Origin of the sequence: Acinetobacter sp. YH12152 (genome assembly GCF_013418285.1) — a bacterium.
Classification (GTDB): domain Bacteria; phylum Pseudomonadota; class Gammaproteobacteria; order Pseudomonadales; family Moraxellaceae; genus Acinetobacter; species Acinetobacter amyesii.
In genome coordinates this window covers 1-17,196 of record NZ_VPCH01000032.1, presented here as the reverse complement: position 1 = coordinate 17,196, position 17,196 = coordinate 1, and the positions used below count along the sequence as shown (strand labels likewise).

General features: G+C 41.2%; 13 protein-coding genes and 2 tRNA genes. 11 read left to right on the top strand and 4 right to left on the bottom strand.

What is annotated here, in order from left to right:
- Positions 1–147: 147 nt before the first annotated feature.
- Complete coding sequence (locus FTU83_RS11155) at positions 148–1,335, bottom strand: glycerophosphodiester phosphodiesterase family protein (protein ID WP_180106632.1); 1,188 nt, start codon at positions 1,333–1,335, stop codon at positions 148–150.
- A gap of 277 nt (positions 1,336–1,612) precedes the next feature.
- Here FTU83_RS11155 and FTU83_RS11150 point away from each other — a divergent pair, with 277 nt between their 5' ends.
- The 3 genes from FTU83_RS11150 (at position 1,613) to FTU83_RS11140 (ending at position 6,946) form a co-directional block, all read left to right on the top strand.
- On the top strand, positions 1,613–4,714 hold the full coding sequence (locus FTU83_RS11150; RefSeq protein ID WP_180106634.1) for a multidrug efflux RND transporter permease subunit: 3,102 nt from the start codon (positions 1,613–1,615) through the stop codon (positions 4,712–4,714).
- Between the two features lie 218 nt (positions 4,715–4,932).
- A complete protein-coding gene (mgtE, locus tag FTU83_RS11145) occupies positions 4,933–6,276 on the top strand; it encodes a magnesium transporter (RefSeq protein ID WP_180106636.1) in 1,344 nt (447 codons plus the stop codon).
- Between the two features lie 79 nt (positions 6,277–6,355).
- Positions 6,356–6,946 carry a DUF4112 domain-containing protein gene (locus FTU83_RS11140; protein ID WP_180026673.1) on the top strand — a complete coding sequence of 197 codons (591 nt, stop codon included), beginning with the start codon at positions 6,356–6,358 and terminating at the stop codon, positions 6,944–6,946.
- Positions 6,947–7,095: 149 nt separating this feature from the next.
- Here FTU83_RS11140 and htpX read toward each other — a convergent pair whose 3' ends face one another.
- Positions 7,096–8,001: a protease HtpX gene (gene htpX, locus FTU83_RS11135; protein WP_078190437.1), complete on the bottom strand. Its 906-nt coding sequence runs from the start codon at positions 7,999–8,001 to the stop codon at positions 7,096–7,098.
- A 133-nt stretch (positions 8,002–8,134) separates the two neighbouring features.
- Complete coding sequence (locus FTU83_RS11130; protein ID WP_180106638.1) at positions 8,135–8,998, bottom strand: lytic transglycosylase domain-containing protein; 864 nt, start codon at positions 8,996–8,998, stop codon at positions 8,135–8,137.
- Between the two features lie 500 nt (positions 8,999–9,498).
- Here FTU83_RS11130 and ttcA point away from each other — a divergent pair, with 500 nt between their 5' ends.
- Entirely contained in the window at positions 9,499–10,428 is a 930-nt protein-coding gene (gene ttcA / locus FTU83_RS11125) for a tRNA 2-thiocytidine(32) synthetase TtcA (protein WP_078190435.1), read from the top strand.
- Positions 10,429–10,650: 222 nt separating this feature from the next.
- Positions 10,651–11,034: an SCP2 sterol-binding domain-containing protein gene (locus FTU83_RS11120; protein WP_078190434.1), complete on the top strand. Its 384-nt coding sequence runs from the start codon at positions 10,651–10,653 to the stop codon at positions 11,032–11,034.
- Positions 11,035–11,111: 77 nt separating this feature from the next.
- Here the strand turns inward: FTU83_RS11120 and FTU83_RS11115 are convergent, their stop codons facing one another.
- Positions 11,112–12,224 (bottom strand): transglycosylase SLT domain-containing protein, encoded by a 1,113-nt coding sequence (locus FTU83_RS11115; protein WP_180003373.1) that lies wholly within the window; start codon positions 12,222–12,224, stop codon positions 11,112–11,114.
- A 365-nt stretch (positions 12,225–12,589) separates the two neighbouring features.
- Between FTU83_RS11115 and greB the strand changes: the two genes are divergently transcribed.
- From greB to epmA, 6 genes are all read left to right on the top strand, one after another.
- Positions 12,590–13,084, top strand: a complete 495-nt coding sequence (greB, locus tag FTU83_RS11110; protein ID WP_180106641.1) for a transcription elongation factor GreB — start codon at positions 12,590–12,592, stop codon at positions 13,082–13,084.
- A gap of 86 nt (positions 13,085–13,170) precedes the next feature.
- A tRNA-Ser gene (locus FTU83_RS11105) sits at positions 13,171–13,260 on the top strand.
- 229 nt (positions 13,261–13,489) lie between these two features.
- Positions 13,490–13,579 (top strand) — tRNA-Ser (locus FTU83_RS11100).
- Positions 13,580–13,745: 166 nt separating this feature from the next.
- The gene (locus FTU83_RS11095; protein WP_180039592.1) at positions 13,746–14,498 is read left to right on the top strand and encodes a class II aldolase/adducin family protein; all 753 of its coding nucleotides are present in this window, start codon (positions 13,746–13,748) and stop codon (positions 14,496–14,498) included.
- Positions 14,499–14,613: 115 nt separating this feature from the next.
- Entirely contained in the window at positions 14,614–15,681 is a 1,068-nt protein-coding gene (locus FTU83_RS11090) for a 4-phosphoerythronate dehydrogenase (protein ID WP_180106643.1), read from the top strand.
- A 5-nt stretch (positions 15,682–15,686) separates the two neighbouring features.
- Positions 15,687–16,655 carry an EF-P lysine aminoacylase EpmA gene (gene epmA / locus FTU83_RS11085; RefSeq protein WP_372491095.1) on the top strand — a complete coding sequence of 323 codons (969 nt, stop codon included), beginning with the start codon at positions 15,687–15,689 and terminating at the stop codon, positions 16,653–16,655.
- Positions 16,656–17,196 lie beyond the last annotated feature (541 nt).

Sequence of the window (17,196 nt, the reverse complement as noted above, 5' to 3'; positions counted from 1 at the left end):
AGCTCCGACGGCTCCGACAGCTCCGACAGCTCCGACAGCTCAGCCAGTGGCAACGCAGTCAGCCGCAGAATATTTGGCAAACCCGCTTTAAGATTTCCGTTGAACAATAAAAAAGACGCCTCGGCGTCTTTTTTCATTTTAGGAAAATTAGGGCTTTTGCAGTTGCGTTAAGGTTTTACGTGCCAGTCCTGGATCATCGGCAAATACACCATCTACACCAGCTTTATAGAAGTTTTCAAATTCTTTAGCTGCACCCGTATCACAACGTTCGGTCGCCACTGAGTTACATTTTAAATAGTCAGGTAAAAAACCATTTTCAGGTCTGAGTGTATAAGGATGGACTTTCAAACCAGCAGCATGGGCATCTTTGACAAAACTGGTTTGTTTAAATTCAGTGTTTGAAAAGATATACGTTTTACTTGGGCCTACACCATCTGCATATTTTGCCACTGATTTTAGGCCTTCTGCAGTGGCTAAACTTGCATAATTTTGAGGTGAGCTTTGTTGCTGTAAGTCACCCGGTATGGCAGTTGGACTATCTAATAATTGAATAATTTTGCCATGTTTGAGGGTTTTCTTTTGCGTGAGTTGATCACGTAAGTATTTAAGATTGGTGGTTTCAAAGGACTGTAAATATACAGGTGCGATATCACGTGTATAACTGTATTTGGCAAGCGTTGTGAGTAAGCGATCTTCCATGGCTAGATTTTGCTGTTGAAAAAAAGTTGGATGCTTGGTTTCAATATATAAACCAACAATTTTCCCAGTTTTTTTATAGTGAGCGTCGGCAAGTTCAATAATTTGTTCGAGCGTCGGGATGCTGTACTGATCATTATACTGAGTGTTATTAGGACGATATTGTGCAATACGCTCACGTGCTTTTACATTTTGAGTCAGTTCATTCAAATTAAAGTCTTCTGTAAACCATCCTGTATAGTCAATACCATCGATTTTTTTGGTGGTTTTTCGATCCGCAAATTGTGACAGCGTACTGATATTGGTTGTCCCTGAAATTTCACTTTCATGGCGCGCAACCAAATAGCCATCCTTGGTTGGTACTAAATCGGGTTCGATAAAATCCGCACCATCATCTATCGCTTTTTGATATGCGGCAAGGGTATGCTCGGGTCGCAAAGCACTGGCACCGCGATGCCCAACAATGACAAAATCTGTATCAGGCAAAATAGGGGGCTTGGTGACATGGGTTTTATCGTCATCCGAATTACATGCAGATAAACCGAAAACGCTAAAAAGGAGCAGTGAAGACACGCCCCATGAGGATTTCACTTTACTTGTTATCGCTATATTCAACTGCTTTGTTAATTGTTTTTTCATGGCTGCCTCTGCATCTTTTTATATAAATGAATGATGTTGCAGGCATACATTGCAGGGCAGTGGCTAAGGCTTCATGACAGAGGCGGTATTGTCACATAAATTTACTAAAATAGCTGAAGTGGAGGCTCTCCATATTTTCTACATATTTCGCTTGAAGCAAGGTTTTTATGTAGTCTAGGCTTGTAATCAAGCTCATTGTGATTGATTATCAATAAGATTTTTTGAAAAAATTCAATCTACATTTTTTATTTCTTCAATTGAAAAGTGACATGGACTGATGCTGTCTAAGTTTTTTATTTATCGACCGATTTTTGCAGGTGTCTTGGCGATCATCGTCATGGCGCTCGGGCTATTTGCTGTCCTCAATTTACCGGTAGAGCGCTATCCAGATATTGCACCACCACGAATTACGGTCAGCGCAAGTTATAGCGGTGCGTCAGCAGAAACAGTTGAGGAAAGTGTCACACAAGTACTTGAGCAACAAATTAAAGGAATTGATCATCTTTTATATTTTAGTTCAAGCAGCGACTCTTCAGGTCGAAGCCGGATCAGCATCAGTTTTGAAAATGGTACCGACCCAGATACCGCTCAAGTACAAGTACAAAATGCCATAAATGGGGTAATCAATCGGCTGCCTGAAGATGTGCAGCGCCAAGGGGTAAATGTCTATAAATCTTTGGGTGATACCCATATGGTTATTGGCCTCTATGATGAGACTGGCAAGAGTTCGAATATCGAACTTGGTGACTATATGATGACGCATCTAGAACAGGACATTGCTCGAATTGAGGGCATCGGTGAAGTCGATGTTTTTGGTTCGCAATTTGCCATGCGCATTTGGCTCAACCCACTCAAGTTAAAGCAATATAGCCTTATGCCCAGTGATATCCGTGCGGCTGTTGAATCACAAAATACGCAGGTGGCCGCCGGCGCCGTAGGTGAATTGCCGAGTTTATCGGATCAATATCTCAATGCAAAAGTCACTTCAGGTTCACGTTTAAAGTCAGTTGAAGAATTTGAAAATATTATTGTCAAATCTGCACGAGACGGCAGTTTTGTCTATTTAAAAGATGTTGCACGTGTTGAATTGGGTGCGGAAAATTATTCAGGGGTGAATACCATTAATGGTTATCCATCTTCAGGGATGGGGATCTCATTGGCATCTGGGGCAAATGCACTTGAAACCTCTGCCTTAATTAAGCAAGAAATTGAACAGTTAGCGAAGCAATTACCTAGCGGTTATAAAATTGTTTATCCTCGGGATAACACGCCATTTGTACGGGAATCCATTAAAGAAGTGGTGAAAACATTATTTGAAGCCGTTTTACTGGTGGTTTTGGTGATGTTTATCTTCTTACAAAATTGGCGTGCAACGCTGATTCCTGCGATTACCGTGCCTGTGGTGATTCTTGGGACTTTAGCGATTTTATATGCTTTGGGCATGACCATTAACACGCTCACATTGTTTGCATTGGTACTGGCCATCGGTCTGTTGGTCGATGATGCGATTGTGGTGGTGGAAAATGTCGAACGTTTAATGCATGAACAACAATTAACGGCAAAGCAAGCGGCCATAGAGTCGATGCATGAAATTAGCGGGGCATTAATCGGGATTACTTTGGTATTAACTGCTGTCTTCATTCCTATGGCGTTCTTTGGTGGTTCAACGGGTGTGATCTATAGACAATTTTCCATCACACTCGTGGCTGCAATGGGCTTGTCATTGATGGTTGCGCTAATTTTAACGCCCGCATTATGTGCCTTAATTTTAAAACCCAATCCGAAGCCACAGCGCTGGGCAATTTGGTTTAATGCCAAATTAGAGATTTTAAAAACCAAATATTTGACACTTACACAAGCCACGGTTCGTTATCGCTTATGGACGGTGGTGTTGTTTGCGGGGCTCATTACGGTATTTGCTTTATTTTATCGTGCGTTGCCGACCAGTTTTATTCCAAGTGAAGACCAAGGCATTTTGAGTGTGCAACTTAAATTACAAGAAGGTGCACCGATGTCTAAAAGTCGTGAGGTCGGTGAACAAATTCGGCAGTACTTTTTGACTGAAGAAAAGCAAAATGTTGATTTGGTAATGATTCGTTATGGACGAAATTTTTCTGGTACGGGTCAAAACTTAGGGCAAGGATTTATTGCACTGAAGCATTGGGATGAACGTTCAGGAAAACACAATTCAGCGCAAGCGATTCGTGAGCGTGCTATGAAACATTTTAAAAAGTTCAACAATGCACAAATTAATGTCAGCATGCCGTCTTCAGTCAGTGGTCTTGGGCAAACCGATGGTCTGGAGTTTTGGCTGAGAGATATGAATGGCGAAGGACGTGCTTATCTCGATGCGCAATTTAAAAGCTTGCAAGAGAAATCCGCACAATACAGTAGTTTCGAAAATTTAGACAAACGCTCTAACCCAGATAAAGCTGAACTAAAAGTTGATATTAATCAAAAACAAGCGATGGCCATGGGTTTAACTCAAAATGCGATTAATAGCACCATGAGTAGTGCATGGGGCGGCAGCTATATCAATGATTTCATCGACCGTGGACGTATTAAGCGCGTCATGATGCAGGCAGATGCCGAATTCCGTTCTAAACCAGAAGATTTAGCCTATTGGCATGTGCGAAATGATCAAAATGAAATGATTCCATTTAGTAATTTTTCAACCATTGGCTGGAGTGGCGGCCCAGAAGTTGTCAATCGCTTTATGGGATACACCGCATTACAAATGGAAGCAGATACAGCCAAAAATGTCTCAAGTGGTCAAGCCATGCAGGATGTGAAAGCCTTAGTCGATCAGGTACCTGGTGTGGACGTGGCATGGAGTGGTTTATCCTTTGAAGAGCAAAAATCAAGTCATCAAGCGATTTGGCTATATTTGGTCTCAATTGGATTTATTTTCCTCTGTCTTGCCGCCCTATATGAAAGTTGGAGCATTCCAACCGCAGTCATGAGTGCGATTCCACTCGGGATAGGCGGTAATATCCTGTTTAGCTACATGACCGGTTTTCCAAATGACATCTATTTCCAAATTGCTTTGCTGACGACCATTGGTCTGTCCTGTAAAAATGCGATCTTGATTGTAGAGTTTGCAGCGATGGCACAAGAAAAAGGCAAACATGTGATCGATGCTGCAATGGAAGGTGCAGCACTACGTTTACGTCCTATTTTGATGACTTCTTTAGCATTTGGTGCGGGGGTGGTTCCTTTAGTTCTTGCTTTTGGCGCTGGTGCAGCCAGTCGTCAAGAGATTGGGGTAAGCGTACTCGGTGGGGTAATATTCGGTACGGTCTTGGTGCTGATTTTTATTCCGTTTATGTATGTGATGGTCCGATCTATTTTTAAAATCAAGCCAGTGTCTGAAACTTAGAAATAATTCACGCACAGCGTATAGCTCCACTAAAAGCTACCGTGAAAGCTTGAGTACATCGCGGTGCTTTTTTATGTCGCCAAACTTTCGGCAGGGAATGTTCACAGAGAATTTTCGTAAACAACATTCACCGAGAACATATTGAAGAGATTTGAAACTCTTCCTTTTATCCTTCAATATGTGCTCAACATAGAAAGATTAAAATAAGAGTGAGTTGAATGGCGGATTTAATACAAAGACAGCGTGAAATTTCCGCTTTGCTGCAACAACAAAATTATGAAGCGGCAGTACAAGCTTTACAGCCCCTGAACTACGCTGATCAGGCCCGTTTAATTCAGCAATTTCCAATCGAAGATCAAATCGAGTTACTTTCAGGTTTAGACCATCAAGGCTTGGTTTTTGAGTTTTTCCCTTTTGAGTTACAGCGACAGCTGATTTCACGTTATCCACTGCGTCTACAAATTGAACTATTTGATGATATGCATTCTGATGATGCAACGGATTTATATAAAAGTTTAACTGATGCAGAACAAGATCGGATTTATCAACAACTTGATCAAGATACCCAAGAGCATCTAAAGGCGTTATCTGCATATGCAGAAGAGTCTGCAGGCGCAATCATGAGCTCAGACTATGTCAGTATGCCTGCTGACTTTACCATGCAACAAGCCATAGAGGCCTTGCGCCATGAACCGCATGACCGTGAAACCCTATATTTAATTTATGTCACCAATGATCAGTCTCAATTAGAAGGGGTGATTTCACTGCGGCAAATTTTGCAGGCCGATCGTGATGCACGGATTCAACAGGTGATGACCAAAGATGTGGTGACCGGCTGGATAGATGAAGACCAAGAGAGTATTGCTCGAAAATTGGCTGAATATGATTTTATGGCCTTGCCGATTGTGGATCATGCTCAGCGTTTGATGGGGATTGTCACCTATGATGATGCGATGGATGTGGTACAGGCTGAAACCACTGAAGACTTTTTAAAAGCCAGTGCGGTGAGTACCGAACCAGGTATGAGCATAAAGAAAGCACCGATTTTAAAGTTGTATCAAAAGCGGGTGTTCTGGTTGGTAATATTGGTCTTTGGCAGCTTATTGTCCGGTTTAGGTATTTCGTATTATGAAGATATTATTGCCGCACATATCGTCTTGGTTTTTTTCTTACCCTTACTGGTCGGAAGTGGAGGCAATGCAGGTTCACAGTCTGCGACTTTAATGGTGCGAGCGCTTGCCACAGGGGATGTAAAAATTCGAGATTGGTTTTATTTGTTGGGACGGGAGACGCTCGTCGCACTTTGCCTCGGCGGAACCATGGCCATTGCTGTATCGATTTTAGGCTACTACCGTGGTGATGCAACCGTCGCTTTAGTCTTGGCTTTAAGTATGATGGGCATCGTATTGCTCGGTTGTTTAATTGGGATGAGTTTGCCCTTTATACTCAACAAGTTAAAGCTCGATCCTGCAAGTGCATCTGCACCATTGGTAACCTCGATTTGTGATGCGACCGGCGTGGTGGTGTATTTGATGATTGCATCGCAATTGCTTAATTTATAGAGATTAGCATTTTGCTACAGATTGAAGACTTCTAATATGTTTTAATCTCAGTGATTTACACGGTTTTATTGGATAAAACATGACTGAACCATTAAAACAAAAAATGTCAAAGCAAGAAGTCATTCGTCTTGAACGCGATCTCGCAAAGTTTGCCAATATGATGGACTCGGTGGTTCGAATTCCATTTACCCGACAAGGGGTAGGTGCAGATGCAGCGTTGAGTACCATTCCGGTCGCTGGTGATATCGCAGGATTCGTCTTGACCTGCTATGCCGTCTATAAAGCCAAACAGATTGGCGTACCACAAGCCAAATTAAATGGTGTGATGAAACTCGCGGTTATGGATGCTGTCGTGGGGTTTATTCCTGTTGCAGGGACGATCTTCGATGTGTTTATTCGACCGAGCCGTAAAGCTTTAGATGTCGTACACACGCATATTCGCGAAGAATATCAAATCAGTACAGACCAACATGTGGTACATCCGTTTTTACATGAAAAATTAGAAGAGAAACAACAGCAATCGGCTTTTTGGCGCAACCCTGTGATTGCATGGTTATGGATCCATATCCCAGATATACTCGGGATGATTTTCTTATTGGTGTTTATCTTTGCAATTTACATGGGCGGTTCATTGCTTTGGCAATGGTTAAAGGCCAATGGGGTATTGTAGAGAGAAATGCACTGTTGCTTGAGCGCGATCAATGAAAGGCTATTCAACTGAAAAGTGATTGATAAAACGGTAAACGCTCTGAGAAAAATTAGACCCAATAAAAAAGCCTCCATAGGGAGGCTTTTTTACGACTTACATCAGATGCTGAATTATGGGCAATCTAATTGTTGTAAAGCCGCAACACGTTGTTCAATCGTTGGGTGTGTTTGGAACAATGCAGCTAAGCTGAACCCTTGTTCTTGACCCGCAGAAATAGCAAAGGCTTTCATTTCTTTTGGCATTTGATCTGGCATTTCAGATTCTGCTTGTAAACGTAATAGGGCAGAAATCATCGCTTGTTTACCTGCTAGACGCGCACCAGCTTCATCGGCACGGTATTCACGGTAGCGAGAGAACCACATCACAATGGCAGACGCTGCGATACCAAAGACAATATCTAATACAATCGTAATGACGAAGTATGCGATACCCGGTGCTTCACCATCTTCACGACCGAAGACATTACGGTCGATAAAGTCACCTGCTACACGTGCAAAGAACATGACAAAGGCGTTGACTACACCTTGCACCAAAGCAAGGGTCACCATGTCACCATTGGCTACGTGACCAATTTCGTGAGCGAGTACGGCACGGAGTTCATCTTTGTTCATACGCTCCAGTAGACCGGTAGAAACCGCCACTAAAGCATCATTTTTGTTCCAGCCTGTTGCAAAGGCATTTGACTGGTACGATGGGAAAATACCCACTTCTGGCATTTTGATACCAGAACGTTGTGCTAGTTGCGCAACTTCGTTGAGTAACCATGCTTCAGCTTGGCTACGTGGTGCATTAGGGTCAATCAGCTCTGTACCCGTGGTTTTTTTCGCCATCCATTTTGACATGAATAGTGAGATCATCGAACCCACCATACCGAACACAAAACAGATAACGAGCAAGTTGCCTAAGTTTAAGCCGCCTGCACCGTGGTAACTACCGACACCGAAGAGTGACAAGATTATGCCAGCTACAACCAGTACCGCGAGGTTGGTCAGCAAGAACAAACCAATCCGCATCATTGGGTAAATCCTCTTATTATAGAAAAATGATCTGATTTACAAATAAAAATCATTAAACTCAATATGAGGTGAAAGTCTTAAAATTTCAAGGAAAAATTAGTAAAACAGATGCAATTTTACAAAATCAGTGATTTTATTCATTGAGATAAATGCGCGCTGAGGCAGAAGCATTTGCTGTCGCAAATGAACCTGAAGGTGCATCGGTAAAACTACCATTGTCCGTTTGAATAATTTGACGTGCCGGTGACTTGGCAACAGCAGGGGCAGCAGCATGATAATTGTCCGAACTGGCAATAATCCGACCACTATTAGAAGTGCTATTTGAACTGCTCGAACCCGAGACACTTAAACTACCAGCATATAGGTTGCTGTAGCGGCTAGTGACACGGCGGACATAGTCTTGAGTTTCACGAAAAGGTGGGATGCCACCATATTTTGCGACATTGCCTTCACCTGCGTTATAACCAGCTAAGGCAAGTGAGGTGTTGCCATTAAAACGTTTCAGTAGCCAAGATAAATAGCGCGCACCAGCCATAATGTTCTGATGAGGATCGTAGGCATTCGATACATTGAAGCGACGTGCTGTGGCAGGCATGAGTTGCATTAATCCTTGCGCACCGACTGGTGAGCGTGCATTGGTGTTAAAACCAGATTCGGTATGCATCACCGCTTTGATCAGACCTTCGGAAACACCATGTTGGGCCGCGGCTTGTTTAATAATATTGTCAAAGGCATTTTTATTACGGCTATAGCTTGGCAACACAGACGCTTCATTTGAGCCCCAGTTACTATAACTATGGATATTACTGTCCGGATAGTAGGTTTTTTTCTCGACTTTCAGATTGCTATAGCGGCCTTGTTTATTGGTTAGTAGCGTTGTGCCGTTACTTTCACGTAATTGATAGATCGTTTGGCCGGCAAAAATGCTCGGTGCAGCTAAACTGGTAGCCACACTTCCACTTAATAACAGCCCCAAAGTCCAAGTATTGTTTTTCATTTTATTGTGAAGAAAAAAATTCTGTCCCCAAACAGTTAAAATAGAGTTTATCAAAAAAAAATCAGATGAAAAGGCTTCGAGGGCTGATTTCTTCTTTACTTTGTAAAAATCAAGTCATTTTGATGATTCAATAATCAAAAAAAATATTTATTTTTTTTTAATGAGCATAACTTGACACATCTAAAGTATTGATAAGTAAGGGATAATAAATTGATCAAAAAATGATCAATTTAAATAGAAGCCTTAAAATAAGGGCAGCTCACCTTGTCAAGTCATTTAAAATCCACAAAGTTATCCACAGCTTTTGTGGACAACTGTGGAAAAGTCCAAAAGATAAGCATTTGGGCTAAAAAATGAACTCGACCGTATAAAATAATGCACTGAAGATTACGTGATCATGACAGTATTTCTACTTTTTTCGGAAATTACATTCTTTTGATGCGAGAAGTCTGCGAATCGGATAAAATTGCGCGGTATTTTTTTTTAGGTTTAACTCGTCTATGTTCTCGCCAGTTGAGTCCGAACAAGGATTTAATTTCAAACCAGAACTACCAACTAGCTCTGCGTATTATCGTTTATTGAAAAAGCTACGCCGTCAGGTCGGTCATGCCATTCGTGATTTTAAAATGATCGAAGAGGGCGACAAGGTGATGGTCTGTATTTCAGGCGGTAAAGACAGTTATACCTTGCTCGACATTTTGTTGCAGTTTAAGCGTATCGCACCGATTAATTTTGATGTGGTTGCGGTCAACCTTGACCAAAAACAACCGGGTTTCCCTGAAGACGTATTGCCACGTTATTTAGAAGAAAACAAAATTCCATATTACATCTTAGAAAAAGATACCTACAGTATTACCAAACGTTTAACCCCAGAAGGTAAAACGTATTGTGCAGTATGCTCACGTTTACGTCGTGGTTCGTTATACGGCTTTGCTCAAGAAATTGGGGCGACGAAAGTGGCTTTAGGTCATCATCGTGATGATATTTTGGCGACGTTCTTCTTGAACTTGTTCCATGGCGGCAGCTTAAAAGCCATGCCACCGAAATTATTGTCTTCTGACAAAAAGAACATTTTGATTCGTCCACTGGCTTATGTGGAAGAAAAAGACATCATCAAATATGCAGAAATGCGTAAGTTCCCAATTATCCCATGTAATTTGTGTGGTTCTCAGGAAAACTTACAGCGTGCAATGTTAAATGACATGCTGCGTACTTGGGATAAAGAATTTCCAAAACGTTTACACAGTATTTTTGGTGCATTGCAAAATGTATCGCCTTCACAACTGGCTGACCGTGAGTTATTCGACTTTGAAGCCTTGGATGAACAACGCGAATTTGACTTCAAAAATAGCGAAAGTTGTTCAACTGAAGAAGGTGAGCCTGAAAGCAAACGCATTAATATGGTTAACTTAGGGTTTATGGCAGATTAAGCCGAAAACTTCATCACGCAAAAGGCATTCTACGGAATGCCTTTTTTATGCTTATGATTTTTCTCATTTTGTTGTTAAACAGTTAAATATTGAACGGTGCGTACAAAAAACTTTAGCCTTTTCGCAAATGATCATGCTATAACAAGCCTCAAGCAAAATATGCTTGCACTGATGTTGTCCGGAACGGCAACACACACGAACAAAATAAATTGAGGAAAGATCATGCCTGCTTTTTTAACTGATGATTGGTTTTCAACTGTAGAAACTCTGACAGCTCAAGCTGGTGATTTAAACTTACCACCTGCATTGGCTAATCTTGCAATTAACCTTGTGGTTGCTGACGCTGCAGGCAATACTGAATTGTCATTAGACGGTGGTGCAATTAAAAAAGGTTTATCTTCAAACGCGAAAACAACGTTGAACATGGATGCTGAAACTTTACGTAAAGTATTCCTTGAGTTTGATATGGCTGCAGCGATGCAAGCGTTTATGACGGGCAAAATTAAAGTACAAGGTGATATGTCACAATTGATGGCATTGCAAACTGCAAAACCAAGTACTGAGCAAAAAGATTTATTCAAAAAAGTGCTTGAGCAAACTGCTTAAGTCCAAAACGAAAAAAGCTTACCCGAAGGTAAGCTTTTTTTTTGTGCGCTCACATGTAAATTTTAGATGGACGCATATTAGATATTCACCAGTTGTGGTGTGGTTTTAATATGTTCCAAATAAGCACGAATACGCGTGACATATTGCACGGCTTGACGATAACGACCATTGCTGGCTTTGTTACGGTCAAGATAAGCATATAAGTTCACCCACTTATTCGGGTTTTTACCCTGAGCTTGGATGCGCTTTTGAATCTGACTTACAGCACCAGGACCCATGTTATACGCCACTAAGGCATACCAATTACGATCTGGGTAGGGAATGTTGCTATAACGGTTTAACATTTGGTCATAGTACTTTGCACCACCTTGAATGCTTTGAGTCGCATCTGTACGGTTGCTCACACCCATGGCTTTTGCTGTACTGTTGGTCAGCATCATAATGCCACGAACACCCGTTGGGGATACCGAGTCAGGTTTGAGGTAAGACTCTTGATAACCAATTGCTGCCAATAAATGCCAGTCTAGGTCGTATTGCTTGGCCGTGTTTTTAAAACTTGCCTTATAGATCGGCATACGTTTACTTAAATCACGTTGAATCACATTCCAAGAATCTTGTTTGACCACATTACGGTTGTAGAATGATGCCAACTGTCCAATTGCGCCATTTTGTTTGGCACGGCAAATAAAGCCACTCGCGGTTTGGCTGAGTGGATCGTCTGCATTTTTAAATACCCAGTTTAAGTTGCTGTTTAAACCATTCTTTTTCAAAGAAACGGTATCACCACAACTGGCTGAAAATGACGTCAAATGCTTGGCTTCAATGGTACTCATTTCGGCAGTGGTCATAGCAAAATTGGCTTGACCTTTGGCAACCATTTTTAAAGCAGTGGCATTGTCATTCACTGTTTTAAAATCTAATTGGACATTTAAACTTTCTGCATAGTTACGTGCAAGGTCGTAACCAAAACCATGTCGATGTTTACCATCCTGAAAAACAATGTCAGGATTGGCAACGGCAACAACAGTGAGTTTATTACTGTTGACGACAGCATCATATTGATGAGCTGTTTTGCTGGCATTAATACTGTGAAAAGGAATTAAGACAGTACTAAGTGCAAGCGCTTTAAATGGGAGAGAGTTAAAAGAGTTAAGGCAAAGCCTCGACCCAGAAGTTGAACTACTGTGCATGTTGTCTCCGCTACAAGTAATTTATGCCCTAAAAAGCAAAGGCAAACACGCCTCAGACTTTTTCAAGTTTGATAAATTCAATAAGGGTTGGGCAGTCATGACGTCATTCAAAAATGACTAGGGGTTTTCGGGAAATGTGTAGAAAATCTACACTGGATAAAAATTAAACAAGCCTAAAAGATGTGCGCATAATAATAAGCAAAAAAATACTTGTCAAATTTTGTACGAAAAAATATTAAAATATGTAACATAAATAATTGATTTTGTTTACGAATAAATTTTATATACTTTGCCTGTGTAGAAATGGAGGATAAAATAGGCATGTTTTGTAAAAATCAGCGCTTGCTCAAGGCCGAAAAATCATCATGAAATCTAACTTAATTACCCGTGGTGGACACGATTTATTGGTCGCTGAACTTCAACATTTATGGCACGAAGAACGACCTGAAATTACCAAAAAAGTGAACTGGGCGGCCAGTCTTGGCGACCGTTCGGAAAACGCGGATTATCAATATAATAAGCAATTGTTACGCAAAATTGACCGACGTGTACGCTATTTGGGAAAACGTTTGGAAGAGCTTCGTATTATCGATTATTCACCCGAACAAATAGGGAAAGTCTATTTTGGGGCGTGGGTCGATATTGAAAATGATGAAGGCGAACAAAAAACGTTAAGGATCGTGGGGGGGGATGAAATTTATGATCATCATCCGCAGCATATCTCGATTGATTCACCTATGGCTCGAGCACTCCTGTCCAAGCAAGTGGATGATGAGGTCGAAGTGCTGACCCCGCTGGGAAAAAAATGTTGGTATATCAATTCAATTCGTTATGAAATGGGCGAAAGTACTGAAAAATAACAATCTGCTCTTAATTTGTTCAATTAGACGTGTTTTTTACAAAATAATTTGCCATTGCTGAAATTTATTTATATGATGGCGGCCATGGAAGCGTGGCAGAGCGGTTTAATGCACCGGTCTTGAAAACCGACGAGGGCGCGAGTCCTCCGTGAGTTCGAATCTCACCGCTTCCGCCAAATTCAAAAACCCTGATGTTTTTAACATCAGGGTTTTTTTATGTGCGTAAATTTAGGCAATGCAATTTGTCTTGATCTCAATTCAATACATATTGATTGAACATCTATTTTTCAGCTCGAAGCCAAAATTTTACAATCGCCTAAATTTTGTCTGAACGATTCGCCAAGTGTTCAAAATAAGGCAAAATAATTTGCCAATCTGAATTTTTATTTATATGATAGCGGCCATGGAAGCGTGGCAGAGCGGTTTAATGCACCGGTCTTGAAAACCGACGAGGGCGCGAGTCCTCCGTGAGTTCGAATCTCACCGCTTCCGCCATATTCAAAAAACCCCAATGTTTTACATTGGGGTTTTTTTTTTGCCTAAAATTTTTGAATTATTTTTTCGACAGGCGAAGCTGATATACAGCATGGATATGACATGCTATTAATTATTCACAATAAACAGAAAACAAGATCAATCGATTTAGAAAAGGAATTCATCCATGCAGAAACCAGAGCTTATTCATGAACTGGAATGGCAAGCGCGTTGTCAATTGGCGGCACTGTATCGCTTGGTGGCTTATTATAAAATGACCGACTTAATTGATACCCATATCAGCCTGCGTTTAAGTCATGAACCAGATCATTTTCTGATTAATCGCTATGGTGTGACCTTTGACAAAATGACGGCTTCGGATTTGGTCAAAATTGATCATGAAGGTAAAATTGTTGAAACCTATGATGCAGGGAAGATGGTGAATGTAGCAGGCTTTGTGATTCATTCTGCCTTACATCATGCGCGTGCAAATATTAATTGCGTGATTCATACGCATACTGCGGATGGCGTGGCAGTTTCTGCACAGGAACATGGATTATTGCCAATCTCACAACATGCGTTAAAGTTCTATCAGAACATTGCTTATCATGAATATGAGGGCATAGCCTTTTCAACTGAAGAGCGTGAAAGATTGGTACAGGATATGAGGCATTATCGCTGTATGATTTTACGTAATCACGGTTTGCTTGCGACTGGTGATAGTGTGGCACGGGCATTTCATGAAATTTACTTTTTAGAACGAGCTTGTCAAATTCAAGTAAAAGCATTGTCGAGTGCTACATTGCATTATCCAAGTCCGAAGGTTTGTGAACATACGTTGCAGCAGTTTGAAAATCCGATGGCCGAGCCCATTATTCAAGCGGCTTGGCAGGCGGCCTTGTCCTTAATTGACGATCAGCAGTCAGATTATTGCAGATAATATAATTTTCAATCATCTAGCTCATAGAGTATAGGCGCTATGCCTTATGTGCAGAAGAATAGTCATGGCTTGAGCAACGCGTTATCATGTTCATAGTGGAACTATGAGATGAACTATGAAAATCGTTGCAGATGAAAATCTGGCATTTACTGAGTATTTTTTTGCCGAATTTGGTGAAATAAAGCAAGCGGCAGGTCGAACATTGACCCATGCAGATGTCAAAGAAGCCGATGCATTGTTGGTACGATCGGTGACTCAGGTAAATGCAGACTTAATTCAACAGACCGCACTCAAATTTGTCGGTAGTGCTACGATTGGAACAGATCATTTAGATATTACTGCTTTAGAAAAGCAGGGGATTGCTTGGTCAAATGCCGCAGGTTGTAATGCACAAGCGGTTGCTGAATATGTGATTACGGCATTGCTTTATGTTAAACCTGAATTGTTGAATGCAAATGAAAAATTTACCTTGGGCATTGTTGGTTTAGGTAATGTTGGTTCACGTTTAGCCGTCATGGCAGAATTATTCGGTTGGAATGTCATTGGCTATGATCCATTTGTGCAATCTGATCAGGTGAAACAAGTTGAATTTGCAGAACTGTTAAAAAGTGCAGATGCGATTAGTACTCATGTGCCACTGACCAAAGAGGGTGAACATCCAACCTATCATTTAATCAATGCTGCTGCACTTGCCGCTATGAAGCCTTCAGCGATTTTGATTAATTCCGCGCGTGGGCCAGTGGTCGAAGAAGCTGCCTTAATTGCCGATATTCAACAGACACAGCGTAAAGTGGTCTTAGACGTTTTTGAGCATGAGCCAGAGATTTCAGCAGCGTTGTTAGATTTAATTTACGTGGTGACACCCCATATTGCAGGCTACAGCTTGGAAGGTAAAGCACGTGGCACACAGATGATCTATGAGGCATTTTGTCAAACTTTCAATCAACCGATAAATAAAGCTTTTGAAAGTCAGTTGCCCGTCTGTGAGCAGTATTTTACGGGTGCTGACTTTAAGACGGTATTACAGCGTTATTTAAAAGATATTTATGATATCGCTCGTGATGATGCCAACTTACGTGCTTGCCTAAAAGACGGCAAGGTGGATCAAAAAGCCTTTGATTATTTACGTAAAACCTATCCTTTACGCCGTGAATGGGCTGCACATGGAGGCCCAGCAGCATGAGTCAAATGAACTTTCAACCGAGTTGTGAACTCACTGCACTTCGTGCACGTGCCACGATGTATGCTCAAATTCGCCAGTTTTTTGCTGCACGTGATGTGCTTGAAGTGGAAACACCTGTGCTTTCACAAGCGGGTGTCACCGATGTGCATTTAGCATCGGTACAAGCTCAGCGTCATGTGAATGGTCAAAAGCAAACGCATTATTTGCAAACTTCACCTGAATTTGCCATGAAGCGTCTGTTGGCAAGTGGCAGTGGGCCTATCTACCAAATCTGTAAAGTTTTCCGTGATGATGAGCATGGACGTAAACACAACAGTGAATTCACAATGTTGGAATGGTACCGTCCGGGTTTTAGCTTAAAAGACTTGATGTTCGAAGTGACTGACCTATTGAATGAAACTTTGAAACAACGCTTTGGTGAAGTTCGTCCGACTATTTTGAGCTATAAGCATGCCTTTATGGATCGTTTGGATTTAAATCCGTTACAAGCTTCTTTACAAGATCTGAAAGATTGTTGTCGTCGTGTGGGGCTAAGCTTAGATCTGGGTGAAGACCGTTTAGGCTATATCGATTTATTGTTCTCGCATTATGTAGAGCCGAGTCTCGGTTTTGATACGCCAGTGTTCCTTACAGATTTTCCACCGGAAATGGCTTCTTTGGCGAAAACCCGTGTGGACGAAGATGGTGAATTGGTTGCAGCACGATTTGAGCTCTATATCGAAGGTTTAGAGTTAGCGAATGCCTATGATGAACTGATTGATGCGGATGTTTTACGAAGTCGTTTTGAGGCAGATAATGCAGAGCGCGCTAAACTTGGGTTGCATGTGATGCCGATTGATGAATATTTGCTTGCTGCATTACCGCATATGAGCGAGTGTGCAGGTATAGCCTTAGGTATTGATCGATTGCTAATGGTGGCTATGAATCAGCTAAAGCTTGAAAAAGTCATTAGTTTTCCAGCAGCTGTGTCATAAGTGAACTGAATAGCTGCTGTCTATAAATGCTTATACATTTTAGACAGCAGCATAGCTTTCAAATTTAAAAAGGCCTATCAACGTATAGATTGTGATTTAGCGATAATATGTCTAAATATTTATAAAAGATGCAATTTAATTACAGCAGAGTAGCTCAAATTTTATATAAATTATCAATGTCACAATAATAAAAAGAGTAATAAAGGCTATTTCAAGACCTTTATTTCTTTGAATTTTTTTATGATAGAAAACAATGCTGAGTGGGGAAAGAAAAAAGGAGACAATTATCGCCCACAGCCAGTTTAAATTTGGGCTTCTATCAATACTCCCGTCATTCTGTGTAGTCCAGTCTTGATGCGGATGAATAAAATCCACAGCAGCGCTCGCCAATAGAAAAATATTAATATAAAACATAACGTAAGCGTCCGCTGAACACACCTTATGAATTCATCCTATAAGCCTTAATTTAGTCCCCACTTAGAAACAAGTGGGGACTTAAATTTATGACTACAAATCATCAGACATCCATCGCATCTCTTGC